Raw genomic sequence first — 22,492 nt, 5'->3', positions numbered from 1 at the left:
CACCGCAAGTGTGTTGGCCACGTCCGTTAACCCCGGTCACCTACCCATCTCCCTCTCCCCGTGGGAGAGGGGCGGGGTGAGGGCATCAGGCCGCACGGAGATAAATGCAAACGGCAACCTGAAGGTTGCCGTTTTTACATCTTTGCAGTTTCCCGGATGCGCTGTGCTTATCCGGTTACGCGTCTATATGCTTCACCCAGCCATCATTCTGCGCGGTAAAGCCCGTCGCCTGAGCGAATGCGGCCATCACGCTACGATCTTCTACGCCGGCTTCGGTAATCCACCAGGTGGTCACCGATGGATTCTCGCGGATCACTTCTTCGAGCAAATATTGGCCAACACCGCGGCGACGGGTGACGTCACGTACGCGCAGGGAATCCAGTGCCGCCTGGGTACCACTCAGGGTCACGCGAACAGCGCCTAATAATCGGTCGTTAAAACGCGCCGCATAAATAAGGTGCGTTTCGTCAACTTCCAGCGATGCAGGGGAGTATTCCGGCCAGACTTTAGCTAAATCAATAAGATCCTGCTCGGTAAAACTTACCAGACGGATAATGGTCAATTTCATTCACAGCTTGTCCATGTCTCAAAAGATAACTGCAGTGTAAACAATTTCCTCTGACGTGGGCTGTTACTTTTTCATTTTTCGGTTTGCAGGCGATTACTTTTGAGGCTGGCGTTGCGGCAGATTTAAACATTAGGGATTGAAAAACAGGCAGCATTTTCCCCTGAAAGGTAGCGTTTTATTCCGCTCATTGTGCCATTATTTTATGCTGTAAACTGAACTTTTTTGGTTTATCTCCAGCGGAATTCAGAATATTATCTCTGCTTAATCGCCTGAAAAATAGAGTATTTAGTCTGGTTTTTGCCAAAAAACTGCGCTAAACCATTCATGGCACTGGTAAAAATAGCGTTGTCTATAAAAAGTACAGAATGCTTTTTAACCATAAAAAAACAATATATTTACACACGACATCACGAACGAGGATTTTAGAATGAGAAGGAACGCGAAGACATTAATCGCGGGGATGGTTGCACTTGCGATGTCTCACGCGGCCATGGCGAAGGATATAAAAGTTGCGGTTGTGGGGGCGATGTCCGGGCCGATTGCTCAATGGGGCGATATGGAGTTCAACGGTGCGCGCCAGGCCATCAAAGATATCAACGCTAAAGGCGGCGTTAAGGGCGACAAACTGGTCGCTGTGGAATACGACGACGCCTGTGACCCGAAACAAGCCGTTGCGGTGGCGAATAAAGTCGTTAACGACGGCATCAAATACGTTATTGGACATCTCTGCTCATCGTCAACGCAGCCTGCGTCTGACATCTACGAAGACGAAGGCATTTTGATGATCTCCCCCGGCGCGACCAATCCGGAACTCACCCAGCGCGGTTATCAGCACATTATGCGTACCGCAGGGCTGGACTCCTCTCAGGGGCCGACCGCCGCGAAATATATCCTCGGCACGGTGAAGCCGCAGCGTATTGCCATCATTCACGACAAGCAGCAGTACGGTGAAGGTCTGGCGCGTTCCGTTCAGGAAGGGCTGAAAGCTGGCGGTGCGAACATCGTTTTCTTTGACGGTATCACCGCCGGTGAGAAAGACTTCTCCGCGCTGGTTGCTCGCCTTAAGAAAGAAAATATCGATTTTGTCTACTACGGTGGTTATTACCCGGAAATGGGACAAATTCTGCGTCAGGCGCGTGCGAATGGCCTGCAGACTCAGTTTATGGGGCCGGAAGGCGTAGGTAACGCATCCCTTTCCAACATCGCGGGCGATGCGGCGGAAGGCATGCTGGTAACGATGCCGAAGCGCTACGATCAGGATCCGGCTAACCAGGCCATCGTCGATGCGTTAAAAGCCGAGAAGAAAGACCCGAGTGGTCCGTATGTCTGGATCACCTATGCCGCAGTGCAGTCTCTGGCGCAGGCAATGGAGCGTTCTGGCAGTAATGAACCGCTCGCGCTGGTGAAAGATTTAAAAGCTAACGGAGCTAAAACCGTGATTGGGCCGCTGAACTGGGATGAGAAAGGCGATTTGAAAGGATTTGATTTCGGAGTCTTCCAGTGGCACGCCGATGGTTCGTCCACGGTAGCCAAATAAGGCAACCACTCATCATACTTCGCGCCGCAGATGCGTTGGCTGCGTTTATCCACCCCGGTCACGTACGATTTGTACGCTTCCGGGGATGAACAAACTTGCCGCCTTCCTGCAACTCGAATTATTTAGAGTGGGGGTTCAACATCCCGGCTTGTCGGGTTTAGAAAGGTTACGTTATGTCCGAGCAGTTTCTCTACTTCTTGCAGCAGATGTTTAACGGCGTGACGCTGGGAAGCACCTATGCATTGATCGCCATCGGTTACACCATGGTGTATGGCATTATCGGCATGATCAACTTCGCCCACGGCGAGGTCTATATGATCGGCAGTTATGTCTCCTTTATGATTATTGCCGCTTTGATGATGATGGGAATCGACGCCAGTTGGCTGTTGATTACCGCAGGCTTTGTCGGCGCTATCGTCATTGCCAGTGCTTATGGCTGGAGTATTGAGCGCGTGGCCTACCGCCCGGTGCGCAACTCCAAGCGCCTGATTGCACTGATTTCTGCCATCGGGATGTCAATCTTCCTGCAAAACTATGTCAGCCTGACCGAAGGTTCACGTGACGTGGCGTTGCCGAGCCTGTTTAACGGCCAGTGGACGGTCGGTAGCAGTGATAATTTCGCGGCCACCATCACCACCATGCAACTGGTTATCTGGATCGTGACCTTTGTTTCGATGCTGGCCCTGACGGTGTTTATCCGTTATTCCCGCATGGGCCGCGCCTGTCGCGCCTGTTCAGAAGACCTGAAAATGGCGAGCCTGCTTGGCATCAATACTGACCGCGTGATTGCTCTGACCTTTGTAATTGGTGCAGCGATGGCGGCAGTGGCGGGCGTGTTGCTCGGTCAGTTCTATGGCGTAATCAACCCCTATATCGGCTTTATGGCGGGGATGAAGGCCTTTACCGCAGCGGTGTTGGGCGGGATCGGTAGCATTCCGGGTGCAATGATCGGCGGCCTGATTCTGGGCATTACCGAAGCACTCTCCTCGGCGTACCTGAGTACGGAATATAAAGACGTTGTGGCCTTTGCCCTGCTGATCGTCGTGCTGCTGGTGATGCCGACCGGTATCCTGGGTCGCCCGGAGGTTGAAAAAGTATGAAACCGATGCATTTTGCGATGGCGTTGCTCTCCGCCGCCATGTTTTTCGTGCTGGCGGGCGTCTTTATGGGCGTGCAGTTAGAGCTGGATGGCACGAAGCTGGTGGTTAACACCGCAGCGAGCATTCGCTGGGAATGGGTGTTCATTGGCACGGCTGTGGTCTTTTTCTTCCAGTTGCTGCGCCCTGTTTACCAGAAGACGCTGAAAAACGTCTCGGGGCCGAAATTCATTCTGCCAGCGATCGACGGTTCGACCGTTAAACAGAAACTCTTCCTGGTGGCCCTGCTGGTGGCTGCCGTGGCATGGCCGTTTGTGGTGTCGCGTGGTACGGTGGATATCGCCACCATGACTATGATTTACATCATCCTCGGCCTTGGGCTGAACGTGGTGGTGGGGCTGTCCGGTCTGCTGGTGCTGGGTTATGGCGGTTTCTACGCTATCGGCGCCTACACCTTCGCGCTGCTTAACCACTATTATGGTCTCGGTTTCTGGACATGTCTGCCGCTGGCGGGCCTGGTGTCGGCGGCGGCGGGCTTCCTGCTTGGCTTCCCGGTACTGCGTCTGCGCGGAGATTACCTGGCGATTGTCACCCTCGGTTTCGGCGAAATCGTCCGTATCCTGCTGCTGAACAATACCGAAATTACCGGTGGCCCGAACGGGATCAGCCAGATTCCGAAGCCGACGCTGTTCGGTCTGGAGTTTAGCCGTACCGCGCGCGAGGGCGGTTGGGATACATTCAGCAACTTCTTTGGCGTGCCTTATGACCCCAGCGACCGTGTCGTCTTTCTCTATATGGTTGCGCTGCTGCTGGTCGTACTCACCCTGTTTGTGATTAACCGTCTGCTGCGTATGCCGCTCGGCCGTGCCTGGGAAGCGCTGCGTGAAGACGAAATTGCCTGCCGCTCTCTGGGCCTCAACCCGACTCGCATCAAACTGACTGCCTTCACTATCAGCGCCGCGTTTGCTGGTTTTGCCGGTACGCTGTTTGCCGCGCGCCAGGGTTTTGTCAGCCCGGAATCCTTCACTTTTGCCGAGTCTGCCTTTGTGCTGGCCATTGTGGTGCTGGGCGGTATGGGTTCGCAGTTTGCGGTTATCCTGGCGGCGATTCTGCTGGTGGTTTCCCGCGAGCTGATGCGCGATTTCAATGAATACAGCATGTTGATGCTGGGTGGATTGATGGTACTGATGATGATTTGGCGTCCTCAAGGCTTACTGCCGATGACCCGTCCGCAACTGAAACTGAAAAACGGTCAGGCAAAGGGAGAACAGGCATGAGTCAGCCATTGTTATCCGTAAACGGCCTGATGATGCGCTTTGGCGGCCTGCTGGCCGTCAACAATGTGGCGCTGGATTTACATCCGCAGGAAATCGTCTCGCTGATTGGCCCTAACGGTGCGGGGAAAACCACCGTCTTTAACTGCCTGACCGGTTTCTACAAACCGACGGGCGGCACCATTATGCTGCGCGACCAGCATCTGGAAGGGCTGCCGGGCCAGCAAATTGCCCGCATGGGCGTAGTGCGTACTTTCCAGCACGTGCGTCTGTTCCGTGAAATGACGGTGATTGAAAACCTGCTGGTGGCACAGCATCAGCAACTGAAAACCGGTGTCTTCTCCGGTCTGCTGAAAACGCCATCTTTCCGCCGCGCGCAGAGTGAAGCTCTGGATCGTGCTGCCATCTGGCTTGAGCGTATTGGTCTGCTTGAGCATGCCAACCGTCAGGCAAGTAACCTGGCCTATGGCGACCAGCGTCGTCTGGAGATTGCTCGTTGCATGGTGACGCAGCCGGAAATCCTGATGCTGGACGAACCGGCGGCAGGGCTGAACCCGAAAGAGACCAAAGAGCTGGACGAGTTAATCGTTGAGCTGCGTAACAACCACAACACCACCATCCTGCTCATCGAGCATGATATGAAGCTGGTGATGGGGATCTCCGATCGTATTTATGTCGTCAACCAGGGCACGCCACTGGCTAACGGTACGCCGGAAGAAATTCGTAATAACCCGGACGTGATCCGCGCATACCTTGGTGAGGCATAAGATGGAAAAAGTCATGTTGTCCTTTGACAAAGTTAGCGCCCACTACGGCAAAATCCAGGCGCTGCATGATGTCAGCCTGCATATCAATCAGGGTGAGATTGTCACCCTGATCGGTGCCAACGGCGCGGGTAAAACCACGTTGCTGGGAACCCTGTGTGGCGATCCTCGCGCGACCAGCGGTCGTATTGTGTTTGATGGCAAAGACATTACCGACTGGCAGACGGCGAAAATTATGCGCGAAGCGGTGGCGATTGTGCCGGAAGGGCGTCGCGTCTTCTCCCGTATGACCGTGGAAGAGAACCTGGCGATGGGCGGCTTCTTTGCCGATCGCGACCAGTTCCAGGATCGCATCAAGTGGGTCTACGAGCTGTTCCCGCGTCTGCATGAGCGTCGTATTCAGCGTGCGGGCACGATGTCCGGCGGTGAACAGCAGATGCTAGCAATTGGCCGTGCGCTGATGAGTCAGCCGCGCCTGCTGCTGCTGGACGAACCTTCTCTGGGTCTTGCGCCGATCATCATTCAGCAGATTTTCGATACTATCGAACAACTGCGCAAAGAAGGGATGACCATCTTCCTCGTCGAGCAGAACGCCAACCAGGCGCTGAAACTCGCCGATCGCGGCTACGTGCTGGAAAACGGTCATGTCGTGCTGGAAGATACCGGCGATGCGCTGCTGGCGAACGAAGCGGTGCGTAGCGCCTATCTGGGCGGTTAATAAAAGCAAAACGGCAGCCATCAGGCTGTCGTTTTTAGTGTTTCCTCCCTCTCCCCGTGGGAGAGGATCGGGGTGAGGGCATCAGGCCGCACATCCTAATATATTTTCCCCTCTGCTTTCATGAATCCATCATCTCTCTGACGTCTGGCTGTCACTCTATTGTAATTAAAAGGTTATTTTTCTGTCATTCGAGCATGTCATGTTACCTCGCGAGCATAAAACGCGTGATATCGCGCATCCGGCACAACAAGAGAGAAAACCGAATGACACCGTTACGACACACAGCTTTAGGACTGGCTCTTGGGTTGATCTTTGCAGGCAACGCAATGGCTGTCACGACAATCCCATTCTGGCATTCCATGGAAGGCGAGTTAGGCAAAGAAGTCGACTCCCTGGCGCAACGTTTTAACGACACCCACCCGGATTACAAAATTGTGCCGGTGTACAAAGGTAACTACGAGCAGAGCCTGAGTGCGGGTATCGCTGCGTTCCGTACGGGTAATGCGCCCGCTCTGCTGCAGGTTTACGAAGTGGGTACGGCGACCATGATGGCATCGAAAGCCATTAAGCCGGTCTATGAAGTATTTAAAGACGCGGGTATCAACTTTGATGAGTCTCAGTTTGTGCCGACCGTTGCCGGCTACTACACCGATTCTAAAACGGGCCACCTGCTGTCTCAGCCGTTCAACAGTTCCACGCCGGTGCTGTATTACAACAAAGATGCCTTCAAAAAAGCGGGCTTAGATCCGGAGCAGCCACCAAAAACCTGGCAGGATCTGGCTGCGTACACGGCCAAACTGAAAGCCACAGGGATGAAGTGCGGTTACGCCAGCGGCTGGCAGGGCTGGATTCAGATTGAAAACTTTAGCGCCTGGCACGGCCTGCCGGTTGCGACCAAAAACAACGGTTTCGACGGTACGGATGCGGTTCTGGAGTTCAACAAACCTGAGCAGGTGAAACACATCGCCATGCTCGAAGAGCTGAACAAGAAAGGGGATTTCAGCTACTTCGGTCGTAAAGACGAGTCTACCGAGAAGTTCTATAACGGTGACTGCGCGATTACTACTGCCTCCTCTGGCTCGCTGGCGGATATCCGTCATTACGCCAAATTTAACTACGGTGTAGGCATGATGCCTTACGACGCTGACGTGAAAGGCGCACCGCAGAACGCCATCATCGGCGGGGCCAGCCTGTGGGTTATGCAGGGCAAAGATAAGCCGACCTATACGGGTGTTGCGCAGTTCCTTGAGTTCCTGGCTAAACCGGAAATCGCTGCTGAATGGCACCAGAAAACCGGCTATCTGCCGATTACTACCGCTGCATATGATCTGACCCGTAAAGAAGGTTTCTATGACAAGAACCCGGGTGCGGACATCGCAACGCGTCAGATGCTGAACAAGCCGCCGTTGCCGTTCACCAAAGGTCTGCGTCTGGGCAACATGCCGCAGATTCGTACCATTGTGGATGAAGAGCTGGAAAGCGTCTGGACCGGTAAGAAAACGCCGCAGCAGGCACTGGATTCGGCCGTAGAGCGTGGTAATCAGCTACTTCGCCGCTTCGAACAGTCGACTAAGTCTTAATAGCTTACACCCTCACCCCGGCCCTCTTCCTGAAAGGGAGAGGGCGCAAACCCACCCCTCGCCCCTGTGGGAAGAGGGTTAGGGTGAGGGGAAAATACAACTCAGAGCATAACTATGTCCTCATCCCGTCCGGTGTTTCGTTCGCGCTGGCTGCCTTACCTGCTGGTCGCGCCTCAACTGGTTATCACCATTATTTTCTTTATCTGGCCTGCGGGCGAAGCGCTGTGGTATTCGGTTCAAAGCGTTGATCCGTTCGGCCTGTCGAGACAGTTCGTTGGCCTGGATAACTTTGTGGCCCTGTTCCATGACAGCTATTACCTTGAGTCCTTCTGGACGACGATGCGTTTTAGCGCGCTGGTCACTTTTTTTGGTCTGTTCTCCTCCCTGTTCTTTGCCGCGCTGGTCGACAACGTGGTACGCGGCAGTCGTGTATACCAGACATTGATGCTGCTCCCGTATGCCGTCGCCCCGGCGGTCGCCGCTGTGTTGTGGATCTTTCTCTTCAATCCCGGTCGCGGTTTGATAACCCATGTTCTTGAACAATTTGGCTATAACTGGAACCACGCGCAAAACAGTGGCCAGGCCATGTTCCTGGTGGTTTTTGCTTCTATCTGGAAGCAGATTAGTTACAACTTTTTATTCTTCTTCGCTGCGCTGCAATCTATCCCCCGTTCCCTGGTGGAAGCCGCGGCGATTGATGGCGCAGGGCCGATTCGCCGCTTCTTTAAGCTGTCGCTGCCGCTGATTGCCCCGGTGAGTTTCTTCCTGCTGGTGGTCAACCTGGTGTACGCCTTCTTCGATACCTTCCCGGTGATTGATGCCGCGACGGCGGGCGGCCCGGTACAGGCAACGACCACGCTGATTTATAAGATTTACCGTGAGGGCTTTGCCGGTCTGGATCTGTCCGCATCCGCTGCACAGTCCGTGGTATTGATGTTCCTGGTGATCGTGCTGACGGTCGTTCAGTTCCGTTATGTTGAAAGCAAGGTACGCTACCAATGATTGAGAATCGTCCAGGGCTGACTTTTTTCAGCCACCTTCTGCTTATCCTGGGCATTGTGACGATCCTGTTTCCCCTGTATGTCGCCTTTGTGGCGGCAACGCTGGATAACAAAGCCGTTTTTGAAACGCCAATGACCCTGATTCCCGGCACGCACCTGCTGGAAAACATGAAAGCGATTTGGATTAACGGCGTGGGGGCTAACAGTGCGCCGTTCTGGCTGATGATGCTTAACAGCTTCATCATGGCGTTCTCCATTACCGTGGGGAAAATCGCCGTTTCGATGCTATCCGCTTTTGCCATCGTCTGGTTTCGTTTCCCGCTGCGTAACCTCTTCTTCTGGATGATTTTTATCACCCTGATGCTGCCGGTTGAAGTGCGTATCTTCCCGACGGTGGAAGTGATTGCGAACCTGAAAATGCTCGACAGCTACACCGGGTTAACGCTACCGCTGATGGCTTCCGCTACGGCGACATTTCTGTTTCGCCAGTTCTTTATGACGCTTCCCGATGAACTGATGGAAGCGGCACGTATTGATGGTGCCTCGCCGATGCGCTTTTTCTGGGACATCGTGCTGCCGCTATCAAAAACCAATCTGGCGGCGCTGTTTGTCATTACCTTTATCTACGGCTGGAACCAGTATTTGTGGCCTCTGCTTATCATCAGCGACGTCAATCTGGGCACGGCTGTTGCGGGCATTAAAGGCATGATTGCCGTAGGTGAGGGCTCAACACAATGGAACCAGGTGATGGCGGCAATGCTGCTCACGCTGATTCCCCCGGTGGTTATCGTTTTTGCCATGCAGCGTGCCTTTGTGCGTGGCCTGGTCGACAGTGAGAAATAAGATGGCAGGATTAAAATTACAGGCCGTAACCAAAAGCTGGGATAACGGCAAAACGCAGGTTATTCAGCCGCTGACGCTGGACGTGGCGGACGGCGAATTTATTGTAATGGTGGGGCCATCCGGTTGCGGAAAGTCGACGCTGCTCCGCATGGTCGCTGGCCTTGAGCGCGTCAGCACGGGCGATATCTGGATTGATAGCCAGCGCGTGACGGAAACGGAGCCGAAAGATCGCGGTATTGCGATGGTGTTCCAGAACTATGCGCTCTACCCGCATATGAGTGTGGAAGAGAACATGGCCTGGGGGCTGAAAATTCGCGGCATGGGTAAAGAGCACATTGCCGAGCGCGTAAAAGAGGCGGCCCGTATTCTGGAGTTGGATGGTCTGTTAAAGCGCCGTCCGCGCGAATTATCCGGCGGCCAGCGTCAGCGTGTGGCGATGGGGCGTGCCATTGTGCGCGATCCGGCGGTGTTTCTGTTTGATGAACCGCTATCAAACCTTGATGCGAAACTACGCGTCCAGATGCGGCTGGAACTGCAGCATTTGCATCGTCGCCTGAAAACGACGTCGCTCTACGTGACCCACGACCAGGTAGAGGCAATGACGCTGGCGCAGCGCGTGATGGTGATGAATAAAGGGGTGGCGGAACAGATCGGCACACCTGTAGAGGTGTACGAAAAACCGGCCAGCCGCTTTGTGGCGAGTTTTATCGGTAGCCCGGCGATGAACTTGCTGGATGGGCGTATCAGCAACACCGGTACCCATTTTGAATTGGATAGCGGTATGGCTCTGCCCATTAACTGGTACTACCGGGGCTATGCCGGGCGTAAAATGACATTGGGTATCCGCCCGGAACATATTGCGTTAAGCTCACAGTCCGCAGGTGGCGTACCGCTGGTGATGGATACGCTTGAGATGCTTGGCGCAGACAACCTGGCCCACGGTCGCTGGGGCGACCATAAGCTGGTGGTGCGCCTTGCACATCAGGACAGACCGAAGCAGGGCAGTACGCTGTGGCTGCATTTGCCGGAGAATCACCTGCACCTTTTTGACGGTGAAACAGGACAACGTGTATGAGCAACTGGCCTTACCCCCACGTCGCCGCCCATCGTGGCGGTGGGAAACTCGCCCCGGAAAATACGCTGGCGGCAATTGATGTGGGCGCTCGCTACGGTCACACAATGATCGAGTTCGATGCGAAGTTGTCGAAAGACGGGCATATTTTTCTGCTGCATGACGATAATCTCGAGCGTACCAGCAACGGCTGGGGTGTTGCCGGGGATCTGGAATGGAACGATCTGCTGAAAGTAGACGCAGGCGGCTGGTTTGGCGGCGAATTCAAAGGTGAACCGCTGCCGCTGCTGTCGCAGGTTGCCGACCGCTGTCGTCAGTACGGCATGATGGCGAATATCGAGATTAAACCGACGACCGGCACTGGCTCGCTGACGGGCAAAGTGGTGGCACTCGCGGCGCGCGAACTCTGGGCTGATATGCCGACACCGCTGCTGTCGTCGTTTGAAATTGATGCGCTGGAGGCGGCGAAAGCGGCGGCACCGGAACTACCTCGGGGGTTGCTGCTGGATGAATGGCGCGATGACTGGCGGGAACTGACCACCCGTCTGGAATGTTTCTCCATCCATCTTAATCACACGCTTCTTGATGAAGAACGCGTGGATATGCTGCGGGATGCCGGGTTACATATTCTGGTTTATACCGTCAATCGCCCGCAGCGTGCGTCTCAACTGCTACGCTGGGGCGTTGATTGCATCTGTACCGACAACATTGAAGTCATCGGACCAGATTTTCAGCCTTAAGGCGTAACGGTTTTTAGCGGGATATTCGCTTGCGGCGTGCTGGTATGGTTTTGATTCAGCATGCTGCTGCCGGCCTGGTTAGCGGGCAGCATATGTTGCTGCTGACCCAGTGTCGCATCGTTATTAACGCTTTGGTTCAGCATGCCGCCGTTTGTATTGGGGAGCATCTGCTGGGTACCCGGATCGAGCTCCCCCGGCTGCGCCTGCCTTACCCGCTGGGAATTATTATTAATTTGCGCTTCCAGATGCTGCTGTTGCAGGCGCGTTTGCGTCTGCAAATTCTGATTTAACATCCCTTTTTGCTGCTGTTGCTGATTAAGCATTTGCGTCTGCATTCGCTGCTGACTCGGTATCTGATAACCCGGTTGGTTCGGGTTATTGGTGGTATTGAGCGGCTGTGCGAAAGCGGCCAATGGCAAGAACGCGGCCAGAATAAATAGTCGTTTCATCATCTTCTCCTCCTTCTGAAGGTTCTTCTAAGTTTACTCCGTTTCACGCACTACGATGATCTTTTAGGAGTTCTGAACCAGACTTAAGCGGGGACTGTAGCCCCTTCTCAGGAGAACGACGATGATGAAACAGAAGTTTGCGCGTTGGGTGGCGATAGCCGCTCTGATGGCGGGAGGATGTTTTAGCGTTGCGGCGGCACCTCCGCCCGTTGCGGCACCGGCTCCGGTGTCGTATGGCGTTGAGGCGGATGTCTTTCATCCGGTTCGTGCGAAACAGGGGATGGTGGCGTCCGTTGACGAAACCGCAACCCGTGTTGGCGTCGATATCCTCAAACAGGGGGGCAACGCCGTGGATGCCGCCGTGGCGGTTGGCTATGCGCTGGCCGTAACGCACCCGCAGGCCGGTAATCTCGGTGGCGGCGGGTTTATGATGATCCGTACCAAAGATGGCAAAACGACCGCAATTGATTTTCGTGAAATGGCCCCGGCAGCAGCAACGCGCGATATGTTTCTTGACGACCAGGGCAACCCGGACAGCAAAAAGTCTCTCACGTCACACTTAGCTTCCGGTACGCCGGGCACAGTGGCGGGCTTTTCGCTGGCGCTGGAAAAATATGGCACATTGCCGCTGAATAAAGTCGTACAGCCGGCCATTAAGCTGGCAAAGCAGGGCTTCGTGGTGAATGACGCCCTGGCTGACGATCTCAAAACCTATGGCAGTGAAGTGCTGCCAAACCATGAAAACAGCAAAGCCATTTTCTGGAAAGACGGCGAGCCCCTGAAAAAAGGCGACAAACTGGTTCAGGCGAACCTGGCAAAGAGCCTGGAGATGATTGCTGAAAAAGGCCCGGACGCATTCTATAAAGGCTCGATTGCCGATCAGATTGCTCAGGAGATGAGTAAAAACGGCGGGCTGATCACCAAAGAAGATTTGGCCAATTACAAAGCCGTCGAGCGCACCCCCATCAGCGGCGACTATCGCGGCTACCAGGTTTTCTCCATGCCGCCGCCCTCTTCCGGGGGGATCCATATCGTGCAGATCCTCAATATCCTTGAGAACTTTGACCTCGCAAAATATGGCTTCGGCAGCGCGGATACCTTGCAGGTAATGGCGGAGGCGGAAAAATACGCCTATGCCGACAGGTCTGAATACCTTGGCGATCCGGATTTTGTGAAGGTGCCCTGGCAGGCGCTGACCAACAAGGATTATGCAAAATCGCTGGCTCAGCAAATCGACGTCAATAAAGCGAAGCCATCGAGCCAGATTCGTCCGGGCAAGCTTGAGCCCTACGAGAGTAAACAAACAACGCACTATTCGGTGGTGGATAAAGACGGTAATGCCGTCGCGGTGACCTACACCCTCAACACAACCTTTGGTAGCGGGATTGTGGCGGGAAATACTGGCATCCTGATGAACAACGAAATGGATGATTTCTCGGCCAAACCTGGCGTGCCGAATGTCTATGGGCTGGTGGGGGGCGATGCGAATGCGGTAGGGCCGGGCAAGCGTCCGCTCTCCTCCATGTCGCCGACTATCGTGGTGAAAGACGGGAAAACCTGGCTGGTTACGGGGAGTCCTGGCGGTAGCCGAATTATCACAACTGTGCTGCAAATCGTGGTAAACAGCATCGATTTTGGGATGAACGTCGCCGAGGCGACCAACGCCCCGCGCTTTCATCATCAGTGGCTGCCGGATGAGCTGCGCGTCGAAAAAGGCTTTAGCCCGGACACCCTCAAGCTGCTTGAGCAGAAAGGGCAGAAGGTTGTTGTGAAAGAGGCGATGGGCAGTACGCAGAGCATTATGGTTGGCCCGGACGGCACGTTGTACGGTGCGTCTGACCCGCGTACGGTGGATGATTTAACGGCGGGATATTAAGTTTCTCAATCCCCTCTTCCTGAAAGGGAGAGGGGATGGGTTGAGCGGTTTGTTAATCGTGGAGGCTTACTGTTTTATCCGTGCCATAAAATAGGCATCCACGTATTCGCCGTTGCGCAGGGCGAAGCGCTTTCCGGTTCCTTCAATTTCAAAACCGAACTTCTGATACAGCGTCAGCGCCGGGGCATTATCAACGAAGACGGTCAATTCAATACGTTCTATTCGCAGCCAGTTGTCGCACAGGTTCACCATTTCGCGCATTAACGCGCTGCCTACGCCACGCCCATGCTTTTCCGCTGAAACGCCAATTCCAAAGGTGGCAACGTGGCCGCGCCGGGGATTTTCCATGATATCCAGAGCCAGGTGTCCGACGACCTCTTCATCAAGACAGGCGACGAGGTGGCGTCGGCCTGGTTTGACGGCGGCCCTTTCTTGCCACATCGCCATGGAAGGATGAGGAATTTGTAGCGTGTCGTGATACACCCCAGGATGTGAATTGATGTGGCGTAATGCTTCTGCATCGCTGGCTTCAATATGGCGTATCACAATGTCACTCATTCCTTTTTCCTCTTTTAGTGAAATATCCTCTTCAACATCACGAAGTTTGCAAAGTGCGTCAACTGCCATTTTTTGCAAAAAAGGGTAGACAAGTGCGAATGATAATGATTATTATTGCCATGCGTTCAGGGAAACCGATGCGGTAATCCTGAAAGCACGACATTGCTCACATTGCTTCCAGTATTTCTTAGCCAGCCGGGTGCTGGCTTTTTTTTACCTGCGTTTTCCCTCAGCCTTTTTGCTTGTGCCCTCCGTGGTGGTGTCGAGCACCAGCCCCACAACGTTCGTCTGCCCCTGTCGTGGGGCATGCAGTTCCGCCTGGCCTGTAAAGGTGCCGCCCTGTTTTATGCTCAGCGTGCGATAAACCAGCGTGCCGGTTAGCGTACCGTTTTCGGCAATATCTACCGTATCGCCCGTACACTGGCCTGTCACGGCGCCGTCGATAATCAATTGCTGGCAGTTAATGTTGCCTTCGACCCGTCCTTCACGCATGACGTTGACCAGACTCTCTTTCACGTCGATATCACCCCGTACACTGCCGTAAACGTACACCGGGCTGGATGAAGCAATATTGCCTTCAAGATGAACATCACGGGCGATCACCGTAGATGTTTCCGTCTCGGCCTGGTGTTGATTAACGGTAGAAGGGGTGGCAGCTATCGCGCCGGGGTTTTCGCTGTTTTTATGTTTTTTGAACATGCCTGTTATGAATCCTCTCAGGATAAAAGCGCTAAAGGTGGCAAAGGCCAGCAGTCCTGCGTAACGCGCCAGCGAGGATGCGCCGACGCACCAGGCCAAAAGCGCAAACAGCCAGACCAGAAGGGTGAGGTTTAGCAGGAGATATTTTCTGTCCATGCATACTTCCCTGAGCCGCTTTCCATGGCAGCCAGCCCGATGTGTGGCTGACCCGTTATTGCGAGAAACATCCTGCTTTTCGCGGCACTTTTATCGGCAATTTGGTCAATGAGATCAAGACGTGTCAGAGGATTTTAAGAATGGAAGTGGTTGTTTATTCTGCTTTTATAATCACGGTAAATGCATCGTAAGTTCAGAATGATTTGGCTGTATGTCTTGTTCGTTGATGACAGTGGTTTTTATCGGTGGGCGTCTTGCGCTAAGGTTTAAGGCTGCGACGCTAAACAAGGACAGCATTATGACTCTGCATTGCGCATTTATCGGCTTTGGTAAAAGCACCACCCGCTACCACCTCCCTTACGTTCTGAATCGCAAAGATACCTGGCATGTGGCACATATCTTTCGCCGCCATGCGAAACCGGAAGAACAGCATCCGCAGTATCAGCATATTCACTTCACCAGCGATCTTGATGAGGTGCTCAATGATCCGCAGGTCAGTCTGGTCATCGTTTGTACCCACGCGGACAGCCATTTTGAGTACGCGAAACGGGCGCTGGAAGCCGGGAAAAACGTGCTGGTAGAAAAGCCATTCACGCCAACGATTGCCGAAGCCGTCACCCTCTTTGAACTGGCAAAAAGCAAAGGCCTGACCGTCACGCCGTATCAGAATCGCCGCTTTGACACCTGTTTTTTGATGGCCAAAAAAGCCATTGAGAGCGGCAAGTTAGGTGAAATTGTTGAAGTGGAGAGCCACTTCGATTACTACCGCCCGGTTGCAGAAACGAAACCTGGCCTGCCGCAGGACGGATCCTTCTACGGGCTTGGCGTGCATACGATGGATCAAATTATTTCACTGTTTGGTCGCCCGGACCATGTGGCGTATGACATTCGTAGCCTGCGCAACAAGGCCAACCCGGATGACACCTTTGAAGCGCAGCTCTTTTATGGCGATCTGAAAGCCATCGTAAAAACCAGCTATCTGGTCAAAATCGACTATCCGAAGTTTATTGTCCACGGGACCAGAGGATCATTTATCAAGTACGGCATCGACCAGCAGGAGACCAGCCTGAAGGCCAATATCATGCCTGGTGAAGCGGGATTTGCGGCAGATGACAGTATCGGCGTGCTGGAGTATGTGAATGACGCGGGTGAAACGGTGCGTGAGGAGCTGAAACCGGAAATTGGTGACTATGGCCGGGTCTATGATGCGCTCTATGCCACGTTGACCACCGGGGCGGATAATTACGTCAAGGAATCTGATGTTCTGACCAACCTGGAGATCCTGGAGCGCGCCTTCGAACAGGCCTCTCCATCCACGGTAACCCTCGCAAAATAAGTGGTCTTAAGGTTACAAAAGTCTTTCATTTTTTTTGAACAGAGGAGTCAATTTTCACCCTCTATGATTGGTCAGCGATCGGGTCCACACTTACTCCATCGAAACGAACATGAGGGTGAAAACATGATTTATTTACGCAAAGCAAACGACCGTGGCCACGCAAATCATGGCTGGCTTGACTCCTGGCATACCTTTTCGTTTGCCAACTATTACGATGCAAACTTTATGGGTTTTTCTGCACTGCGCGTGATTAACGACGACGTGATCGATGCCGGGCAGGGGTTTGGCACCCATCCCCATAAAGATATGGAAATCCTGACGTATGTACTGCAAGGCGCGGTCGAGCATCAGGACAGCATGGGCAATAAAGAACAGGTTCCGGCGGGTGAGTTCCAGATCATGAGCGCTGGCACCGGCGTGCGGCACTCTGAGTACAACCCCAGCGCCACTGAACCGCTGCGTCTGTACCAGATCTGGATTATTCCAGAAGAAAATGGCATCACGCCGCGTTACGAACAACGCCGCTTTGATGCAACGCAGGGCCGCCAACTGGTGCTGTCGCCGGATGCTCGCGACGGTTCGCTGAAAGTGCATCAGGACATGGAGCTTTATCGCTGGGCGCTGTTGAAAGATGAGCAGTCTGTGTATCAGGTTTCTGCAGACCGCAAAATCTGGATTCAGGTGGTGAAAGGTGAGGTATCCATTAACGGCACGAAAGCGACCACCAGCGATGGCCTGGCCATCTGGGACGAGCAGGCTCTGTCCATTCATGCCGATAGCGACAGCGAAATTTTACTTTTCGACCTGCCGCCAGTTTGATCGGGCTTAAATAAATGACGCAACCTTCTGGTTAACACCAGAAGGTTGCGTGCTGTCCGTGATAAACTGGCCTGATGTTTCCCCGTTTATCAATTCAGGACGATGAAAAAGAAAAGACCCGTACTTCAGGATGTGGCCGATCGCGTTGGCGTGACCAAAATGACGGTCAGCCGATTTTTACGCAACCCGGAGCAAGTCTCCGTGGCGCTTCGGTCTAAAATAGCGGCTGCACTTGATGAACTGGGCTACATTCCGAATCGGGCTCCGGATATTCTCTCCAATGCCACCAGCCGTGCGGTTGGCGTGCTGCTTCCCTCTTTAACCAACCAGGTGTTCGCAGAAGTCCTGCGCGGCATCGAAAGCGTGACGGATGCGTTTGGCTATCAAACCATGCTGGCGCACTTCGGCTATAAGCCTGAGCTGGAAGAAGAGCGGCTTGAATCGATGCTGTCGTGGAATATTGACGGCCTTATCCTCACTGAACGTACCCATACGCCTCGCACGCTGAAAATGATTGAAGTGGCGGGTATCCCTGTTGTTGAACTGATGGACAGCAAGTCGCCTTGCCTGGACATCGCCGTTGGCTTCGACAACTTTGAAGCGGCGCGGCAGATGACGGCGGCCATTATTGAACGTGGTCATCGCCGGGTGGCCTACCTGGGCGCACGTCTCGACGAACGTACTATCATCAAACAGAAGGGGTATGAGCAGGCGATGCTTGATGCGGGTCTGACGCCATACAGCGTGATGGTAGAACAGTCCTCGTCCTATACCGCGGGCATTGAGCTTATGCGGCAGGCGCGTCGCGAATACTCGCAACTGGACGGAATTTTTTGCACCAACGATGACCTTGCGGTCGGCGCGGCGTTCGAATGCCAGCGTTTGGGGCTGAAAGTTCCTGATGATATGGCGATCGCCGGGTTCCACGGTCACGACATTGGCCAGGTAATGGAGCCGCGTCTGGCGAGCGTCCTTACGCCGCGTGAACGTATGGGACGTATTGGTGCAGAACGCCTGCTGGCGCGCATTCGTGGTGAATCTGTTACGCCAAAATTGTTAGATTTAGGTTTCACATTGTCACCGGGTGGATCTATTTAGTCTGACAAATTTGAAGTAGCTCACACTTATTCACTTCTGGCACGAATGGTTATTGCTTATCCATTACCCCGGCAGGACAATGTTACCGATAACTGTTACCCGTAACAATTTACTTTGTACCTGTGGGAGCTACGCTTTGAGCACGACTAACCATGATCACCACGTCTATGTCCTGATGGGCGTATCTGGCAGTGGTAAATCCGCTGTCGCCAGTGAAGTGGCGCATCAACTCCATGCCGCGTTTCTTGACGGCGACTTCCTTCATCCACGCGCCAACATCATGAAAATGGCCGCAGGCGAGCCGTTGAATGACGATGACCGTAAACCCTGGTTGCAGGCGCTCAACGATGCGGCCTTTGCAATGCAGCGCACCAACAAAGTGTCGCTGATTGTCTGTTCGGCGCTGAAAAAGCGTTACCGCGACCTGCTGCGTGACGGCAACCCTAATCTCTCCTTTATCTACCTGAAAGGGGACTTCGATGTTATCGAAAGCCGCCTGAAAGCGCGTAAAGGCCACTTCTTTAAAACGCAAATGCTGGTGACCCAGTTTGAAGCCCTGGAAGAGCCGGGTGCGGATGAGCGCGACGTACTGATCGTTGACATTGACCAGCCCCTGGAAGGTGTTGTCGCCAGCACAATTGAAGTGATTAACAAATAAAGGCAGTTTGTTGTGAGTACATTGACGCTTGTTTTAACAGCAGTTGGCTCTGTGTTGCTGCTGCTGTTTTTAGTCATGAAAGCGCGTATGCACGCTTTCGTTGCTTTGATGGTGGTTTCTATTGGTGCAGGGCTTTTTTCCGGTATGCCGTTGATCAAGATTGCGGCGACCATGGAAAAAGGGATGGGCGGGACGCTGGGCTTCCTCGCCATCGTGGTGGCTTTAGGGGCGATGTTCGGCAAAATTCTGCATGAGACCGGCGCGGTCGATCAGATTGCCGTGAAGATGCTCAAATCTTTTGGTCACAATCGCGCGCATTTCGCGATTGGCCTGGCGGGGTTGATTTGCGCGCTGCCGCTGTTCTTTGAAGTGGCGGTGGTGTTGCTGATAAGCGTTGCCTTCTCTATGGCGCGCCATACCGGTACTAACCTTGTGAAGCTGGTGATTCCGCTATTTGCGGGCGTGGCGGCAGCCGCAGCGTTTCTGCTGCCTGGGCCTGCGCCGATGCTGCTGGCTTCCCAGATGCACGCCGACTTTGGCTGGATGATCCTGATTGGGCTGTGCGCTGCCGTTCCTGGAATGCTGATCGCCGGGCCGCTGTGGGGCAACTTTATCAGCCGCTATGTCGCGCTGCATATCCCCGACGACATCACTGAGCCGCATCTGGGCGAGGGTAAAATGCCGTCATTCGGCTTTAGTCTGTCGCTGATTCTGCTGCCGCTGGTGCTGGTGGGGCTGAAAACTATCGCTGCACGTTTTGTGGCAGAGGGTTCGGACCTCTACAACTGGCTGGAGTTTATCGGTCACCCGTTCACCGCGATTCTGGTGGCTTGCCTGGTGGCAATCTACGGTCTGGCGATTCGCCAGGGCATGGCGAAAGACCGGGTCATGGAGATCTGCGGTCAGGCATTGCAGCCTGCCGGGATTATCCTGCTGGTGATTGGTGCGGGCGGCGTATTCAAGCAGGTGCTGGTAGATTCCGGTGTTGGCCCGGCGCTGGGCGAAGCGCTGACCGGTATGGGGCTGCCGATTGCCGTGACCTGTTTTGTGCTGGCAGCCGCCGTGCGCATTATTCAGGGGTCGGCGACCGTTGCCTGTTTGACGGCGGTGGGTCTGGTGATGCCGGTGATTGAGCAACTGCATTTTTCCGGTGCGCAACTGGCGGCCCTGTCGATTTGTATCGCGGGTGGTTCCATTGTGGTGAGCCATGTGAATGATGCGGGTTTCTGGTTGTTCGGTAAGTTTACCGGTGCCACCGAAGCGCAGACGCTGAAAACCTGGACGTTAATGGAAACGATTCTGGGCACCACAGGGGCGATTGTCGGGATGATTGCGTTTACGTTGTTGAGTTGATTCTACTGTTTAGGGGAGTGCGGTCTGATGCCCTCACCCCGGCCCTCTCCCACAGGGAGAGGGAGCAAACACTAAAAAAGGCAACTTGCGTTGCCTTTTTGCTTTTATTCTGGTGCGGTCTGATGCCCTCACCCCGGCCCTCTCCCACGGGGAGAGGGAGCAAACACTAAAAAAGGCAACTTGCGTTGCCTTTTTGCTTTTATTCTGGTGCGGTCTGATGCCCTCACCCCGGCCCTCTCCCACAGGGAGAGGGAGCAAACACCAAAAACGGCAACTTGCGTTGCCTTTTTGCTTTTATTCTGGTGCGGTCTGATGCCCTCACCCCGGCCCTCTCCCTCGGGGAGAGGGAGCAAACACCAAAAACGGCAACTCAGGTTGCCGTTTTGCTTTTACCTCCGTTGCCGTTTTGCTTTTACCTAGCCCTTCATCCACAGGCGGATGCCGTCCAGGAACATCTGGGTTGCGAGCATCACCAGAACCAGCCCCATTAAACGCTCCAGCGCGTTCACCCCTTTCTCGCCGAGCAAACGCAGGAACAGCGATGATTGCAGCAAGATCGCCACGGTACCGCCCCAGGCTATCAACAGCGCAATCACCAGATGGCCCATCTGATTAGGGTACTGGTGTGAAAGCAGCATCAGGGTGGCAAGCAGCGTTGGCCCGGCCACCAGCGGAACCGCCAGCGGTACGATAAACGGTTCTTCACCCGCCGGCAGCCCCATGCTGCTGCCGGACTCGCTGGGGAAAATCATCTTAATGGCGATCAGAAACAGGATGATGCCGCCGGAAATCGAAACCGTTTCGGCGCGTAGGTTGAGAAACGCCAGAATATTTTCGCCCGCGAAGAGGAAAACCAGCATCAACACCAGTGCGATGAGCAGCTCGCGAATCATGATTTTTCGGCGGCGCTTCGGCTCAGTATGCTTGAGTACTGACATAAATATCGGCAGGTTCCCGAGAGGGTCCATAATCAGGATCAACAACACTGCCACCGAAATGATTTCGCTCATTATCAATTACCCATTTTGCCGCTGATTAGCGGTATTTCTGATGGCTTGCCCATCATTGATTAATTTCACTTGCGACTTTGCGTGCATTTTGTAAGGTGGACTATTAGCGCCAGTTGGATACTGGCTCGCACTAACAGCACACACCTTCGCAGGAAATACGCTATGAAAAATGTTGGTTTTATCGGTTGGCGCGGAATGGTCGGCTCCGTACTCATGCAACGCATGGTAGAAGAGCGCGACTTCGACGCCATTCGCCCGGTCTTCTTTTCAACTTCCCAGCTTGGTCAGGCAGCCCCGACGTTCGGCGGTAAGTCTACCGGTACGTTGCAGGACGCATTCGATCTGGAAGCGCTGAAGGCCCTCGACATCATTGTCACCTGCCAGGGCGGCGATTATACCAACGAAATTTATCCAAAGCTTCGTGAAAGCGGCTGGCAGGGTTACTGGATCGATGCTGCCTCTTCTCTGCGTATGAAAGATGACGCCATCATCATTCTTGACCCGGTGAACCAGGCTGTCATCACCGACGGTCTGAACAAAGGCATCAAAACCTTCGTTGGCGGCAACTGTACTGTCAGCCTGATGCTGATGTCACTGGGCGGTCTGTTCTCCAATGATCTGGTTGAATGGGTTTCTGTGGCGACGTATCAGGCGGCTTCCGGCGGCGGTGCGCGTCATATGCGTGAATTGCTGGCGCAAATGGGGCAACTGCACGGCCTCGTGGCTGCTGAACTGGCAGACCCGGCGTCTGCCATCCTCGATATCGAACGCAAAGTCACCCAGCTTTCCCGCAGCGGCGAACTGCCTGTCGACAACTTCGGCGTGCCGTTGGCAGGCAGCCTGATTCCGTGGATCGACAAACAGCTCGATAACGGCCAAAGCCGCGAAGAGTGGAAAGGCCAGGCTGAAACCAACAAGATTCTGGGCACAACCACCACGATTCCGGTTGATGGCCTGTGTGTCCGCGTTGGCGCACTGCGCTGCCACAGCCAGGCATTTACCATTAAATTGAAAAAAGATGTGTCTATCCCGACCATCGAAGAGCTGCTGGCGGCCCATAACCCATGGGCGAAAGTGGTGCCGAACGACCGTGAAATCACCATGCGCGAACTGACGCCTGCGGCGGTAACCGGCACGCTGACGACCCCTGTAGGGCGTCTGCGTAAGCTGAATATGGGGTCAGACTTCCTCTCCGCATTCACCGTAGGGGACCAGCTCCTGTGGGGCGCAGCGGAGCCGCTACGCCGCATACTACGCCAACTGGCGTAATCAAAAATTTATTTAAA

22 protein-coding genes are annotated in these 22,492 nt (G+C 54.2%); 17 read left to right on the top strand and 5 right to left on the bottom strand.

Features of this window, described 5'->3' with window-relative positions; all coding sequences use genetic code 11:
- Positions 1–175: 175 nt before the first annotated feature.
- Positions 176–568, bottom strand: a complete 393-nt coding sequence (gene panM, locus ABIB59_RS24630) for an aspartate 1-decarboxylase autocleavage activator PanM (protein WP_335256625.1) — start codon at positions 566–568, stop codon at positions 176–178.
- 427 nt (positions 569–995) lie between these two features.
- Here panM and livK point away from each other — a divergent pair, with 427 nt between their 5' ends.
- The 10 genes from livK to ugpQ all read left to right on the top strand — a co-directional run bounded on the left by livK (position 996) and on the right by ugpQ (position 11,194).
- Entirely contained in the window at positions 996–2,105 is a 1,110-nt protein-coding gene (livK, locus tag ABIB59_RS24625) for a high-affinity branched-chain amino acid ABC transporter substrate-binding protein LivK (protein WP_041851337.1), read from the top strand.
- 173 nt (positions 2,106–2,278) lie between these two features.
- Positions 2,279–3,205, top strand: a complete 927-nt coding sequence (livH, locus tag ABIB59_RS24620; protein WP_041851338.1) for a high-affinity branched-chain amino acid ABC transporter permease LivH — start codon at positions 2,279–2,281, stop codon at positions 3,203–3,205.
- Positions 3,202–4,479 carry a branched chain amino acid ABC transporter permease LivM gene (gene livM, locus ABIB59_RS24615; protein WP_041851339.1) on the top strand — a complete coding sequence of 426 codons (1,278 nt, stop codon included), beginning with the start codon at positions 3,202–3,204 and terminating at the stop codon, positions 4,477–4,479. The genes livH and livM overlap by 4 nt, the downstream gene beginning before the upstream one ends.
- Positions 4,476–5,243 carry a high-affinity branched-chain amino acid ABC transporter ATP-binding protein LivG gene (gene livG, locus ABIB59_RS24610; RefSeq protein WP_041851340.1) on the top strand — a complete coding sequence of 256 codons (768 nt, stop codon included), beginning with the start codon at positions 4,476–4,478 and terminating at the stop codon, positions 5,241–5,243. The genes livM and livG overlap by 4 nt, the downstream gene beginning before the upstream one ends.
- 1 nt (position 5,244) lies before the next feature.
- Positions 5,245–5,958, top strand: coding sequence for a high-affinity branched-chain amino acid ABC transporter ATP-binding protein LivF (gene livF / locus ABIB59_RS24605; RefSeq protein WP_041851341.1), 714 nt, complete (start codon positions 5,245–5,247; stop codon positions 5,956–5,958).
- Positions 5,959–6,221: 263 nt separating this feature from the next.
- Positions 6,222–7,538: a sn-glycerol-3-phosphate ABC transporter substrate-binding protein UgpB gene (gene ugpB / locus ABIB59_RS24600; RefSeq protein ID WP_041851342.1), complete on the top strand. Its 1,317-nt coding sequence runs from the start codon at positions 6,222–6,224 to the stop codon at positions 7,536–7,538.
- Positions 7,539–7,652: 114 nt separating this feature from the next.
- Positions 7,653–8,540, top strand: coding sequence for a sn-glycerol-3-phosphate ABC transporter permease UgpA (ugpA, locus tag ABIB59_RS24595; RefSeq protein WP_354037394.1), 888 nt, complete (start codon positions 7,653–7,655; stop codon positions 8,538–8,540).
- On the top strand, positions 8,537–9,382 hold the full coding sequence (gene ugpE, locus ABIB59_RS24590) for a sn-glycerol-3-phosphate ABC transporter permease UgpE (RefSeq protein ID WP_041851344.1): 846 nt from the start codon (positions 8,537–8,539) through the stop codon (positions 9,380–9,382). The genes ugpA and ugpE overlap by 4 nt, the downstream gene beginning before the upstream one ends.
- 1 nt (position 9,383) lies before the next feature.
- A complete protein-coding gene (locus ABIB59_RS24585) occupies positions 9,384–10,457 on the top strand; it encodes a sn-glycerol-3-phosphate import ATP-binding protein UgpC (RefSeq protein WP_071194963.1) in 1,074 nt (357 codons plus the stop codon).
- Positions 10,454–11,194, top strand: a complete 741-nt coding sequence (gene ugpQ, locus ABIB59_RS24580) for a glycerophosphodiester phosphodiesterase (RefSeq protein ID WP_335256627.1) — start codon at positions 10,454–10,456, stop codon at positions 11,192–11,194. Before ABIB59_RS24585 ends, ugpQ begins: the two co-directional genes overlap by 4 nt.
- On the opposite strand, the gene ABIB59_RS24575 is transcribed toward ugpQ, so the two are convergent.
- A complete protein-coding gene (locus ABIB59_RS24575) occupies positions 11,191–11,643 on the bottom strand; it encodes a DUF2756 family protein (RefSeq protein WP_041851447.1) in 453 nt (150 codons plus the stop codon). The two genes, ugpQ and ABIB59_RS24575, sit on opposite strands and share 4 nt — an antisense overlap.
- Positions 11,644–11,764: 121 nt before the next feature.
- Here ABIB59_RS24575 and ggt point away from each other — a divergent pair, with 121 nt between their 5' ends.
- A complete protein-coding gene (gene ggt, locus ABIB59_RS24570) occupies positions 11,765–13,519 on the top strand; it encodes a gamma-glutamyltransferase (protein ID WP_354037391.1) in 1,755 nt (584 codons plus the stop codon).
- 66 nt (positions 13,520–13,585) lie between these two features.
- Here the strand turns inward: ggt and yhhY are convergent, their stop codons facing one another.
- Both yhhY and ABIB59_RS24560 read right to left on the bottom strand, forming a co-directional pair.
- Complete coding sequence (yhhY, locus tag ABIB59_RS24565) at positions 13,586–14,077, bottom strand: N-acetyltransferase (protein WP_041851348.1); 492 nt, start codon at positions 14,075–14,077, stop codon at positions 13,586–13,588.
- A 213-nt stretch (positions 14,078–14,290) separates the two neighbouring features.
- Entirely contained in the window at positions 14,291–14,932 is a 642-nt protein-coding gene (locus ABIB59_RS24560; protein WP_079496995.1) for a bactofilin family protein, read from the bottom strand.
- Positions 14,933–15,230: 298 nt separating this feature from the next.
- Here ABIB59_RS24560 and ABIB59_RS24555 point away from each other — a divergent pair, with 298 nt between their 5' ends.
- From ABIB59_RS24555 to gntU, 5 genes are all read left to right on the top strand, one after another.
- Positions 15,231–16,268 (top strand): oxidoreductase, encoded by a 1,038-nt coding sequence (locus ABIB59_RS24555; RefSeq protein WP_041851350.1) that lies wholly within the window; start codon positions 15,231–15,233, stop codon positions 16,266–16,268.
- 123 nt (positions 16,269–16,391) lie between these two features.
- The gene (locus ABIB59_RS24550; RefSeq protein WP_041851351.1) at positions 16,392–17,087 is read left to right on the top strand and encodes a pirin family protein; all 696 of its coding nucleotides are present in this window, start codon (positions 16,392–16,394) and stop codon (positions 17,085–17,087) included.
- 102 nt (positions 17,088–17,189) lie between these two features.
- The gene (gntR, locus tag ABIB59_RS24545) at positions 17,190–18,185 is read left to right on the top strand and encodes a gluconate operon transcriptional repressor GntR (protein ID WP_041851352.1); all 996 of its coding nucleotides are present in this window, start codon (positions 17,190–17,192) and stop codon (positions 18,183–18,185) included.
- A 136-nt stretch (positions 18,186–18,321) separates the two neighbouring features.
- On the top strand, positions 18,322–18,843 hold the full coding sequence (gntK, locus tag ABIB59_RS24540; protein ID WP_064572416.1) for a gluconokinase: 522 nt from the start codon (positions 18,322–18,324) through the stop codon (positions 18,841–18,843).
- Between the two features lie 12 nt (positions 18,844–18,855).
- Positions 18,856–20,196, top strand: coding sequence for a gluconate transporter (gene gntU, locus ABIB59_RS24535; RefSeq protein WP_041851354.1), 1,341 nt, complete (start codon positions 18,856–18,858; stop codon positions 20,194–20,196).
- A 416-nt stretch (positions 20,197–20,612) separates the two neighbouring features.
- Here the strand turns inward: gntU and ABIB59_RS24530 are convergent, their stop codons facing one another.
- On the bottom strand, positions 20,613–21,206 hold the full coding sequence (locus ABIB59_RS24530) for a YhgN family NAAT transporter (RefSeq protein WP_041851355.1): 594 nt from the start codon (positions 21,204–21,206) through the stop codon (positions 20,613–20,615).
- 162 nt (positions 21,207–21,368) lie between these two features.
- Between ABIB59_RS24530 and asd the strand changes: the two genes are divergently transcribed.
- Positions 21,369–22,475, top strand: coding sequence for an aspartate-semialdehyde dehydrogenase (gene asd, locus ABIB59_RS24525; protein WP_041851356.1), 1,107 nt, complete (start codon positions 21,369–21,371; stop codon positions 22,473–22,475).
- Positions 22,476–22,492 lie beyond the last annotated feature (17 nt).

Source organism: Citrobacter sp. UYEF32 (genome assembly GCF_040546205.1).
GTDB lineage: Bacteria > Pseudomonadota > Gammaproteobacteria > Enterobacterales > Enterobacteriaceae > Phytobacter > Phytobacter diazotrophicus.
Note: the sequence above shows the minus strand (reverse complement) of the source record. Positions and strands in the feature narration are given on the sequence as shown.

Bases quoted from the DNA above. Each gene is read 5' to 3' on its own strand.
- panM (WP_335256625.1), bottom strand. From the start codon at position 568: ATGAAATTGACCATTATCCGTCTGGTAAGTTTTACCGAGCAGGATCTT.
- livK (WP_041851337.1), top strand. From the start codon at position 996: ATGAGAAGGAACGCGAAGACATTAATCGCGGGGATGGTTGCACTTGCG.
- livH (WP_041851338.1), top strand. From the start codon at position 2,279: ATGTCCGAGCAGTTTCTCTACTTCTTGCAGCAGATGTTTAACGGCGTG.
- livM (WP_041851339.1), top strand. From the start codon at position 3,202: ATGAAACCGATGCATTTTGCGATGGCGTTGCTCTCCGCCGCCATGTTT.
- livG (WP_041851340.1), top strand. From the start codon at position 4,476: ATGAGTCAGCCATTGTTATCCGTAAACGGCCTGATGATGCGCTTTGGC.
- livF (WP_041851341.1), top strand. From the start codon at position 5,245: ATGGAAAAAGTCATGTTGTCCTTTGACAAAGTTAGCGCCCACTACGGC.
- ugpB (WP_041851342.1), top strand. From the start codon at position 6,222: ATGACACCGTTACGACACACAGCTTTAGGACTGGCTCTTGGGTTGATC.
- ugpA (WP_354037394.1), top strand. From the start codon at position 7,653: ATGTCCTCATCCCGTCCGGTGTTTCGTTCGCGCTGGCTGCCTTACCTG.
- ugpE (WP_041851344.1), top strand. From the start codon at position 8,537: ATGATTGAGAATCGTCCAGGGCTGACTTTTTTCAGCCACCTTCTGCTT.
- ABIB59_RS24585 (WP_071194963.1), top strand. From the start codon at position 9,384: ATGGCAGGATTAAAATTACAGGCCGTAACCAAAAGCTGGGATAACGGC.
- ugpQ (WP_335256627.1), top strand. From the start codon at position 10,454: ATGAGCAACTGGCCTTACCCCCACGTCGCCGCCCATCGTGGCGGTGGG.
- ABIB59_RS24575 (WP_041851447.1), bottom strand. From the start codon at position 11,643: ATGAAACGACTATTTATTCTGGCCGCGTTCTTGCCATTGGCCGCTTTC.
- ggt (WP_354037391.1), top strand. From the start codon at position 11,765: ATGATGAAACAGAAGTTTGCGCGTTGGGTGGCGATAGCCGCTCTGATG.
- yhhY (WP_041851348.1), bottom strand. From the start codon at position 14,077: ATGAGTGACATTGTGATACGCCATATTGAAGCCAGCGATGCAGAAGCA.
- ABIB59_RS24560 (WP_079496995.1), bottom strand. From the start codon at position 14,932: ATGGACAGAAAATATCTCCTGCTAAACCTCACCCTTCTGGTCTGGCTG.
- ABIB59_RS24555 (WP_041851350.1), top strand. From the start codon at position 15,231: ATGACTCTGCATTGCGCATTTATCGGCTTTGGTAAAAGCACCACCCGC.
- ABIB59_RS24550 (WP_041851351.1), top strand. From the start codon at position 16,392: ATGATTTATTTACGCAAAGCAAACGACCGTGGCCACGCAAATCATGGC.
- gntR (WP_041851352.1), top strand. From the start codon at position 17,190: ATGAAAAAGAAAAGACCCGTACTTCAGGATGTGGCCGATCGCGTTGGC.
- ABIB59_RS24530 (WP_041851355.1), bottom strand. From the start codon at position 21,206: ATGAGCGAAATCATTTCGGTGGCAGTGTTGTTGATCCTGATTATGGAC.
- asd (WP_041851356.1), top strand. From the start codon at position 21,369: ATGAAAAATGTTGGTTTTATCGGTTGGCGCGGAATGGTCGGCTCCGTA.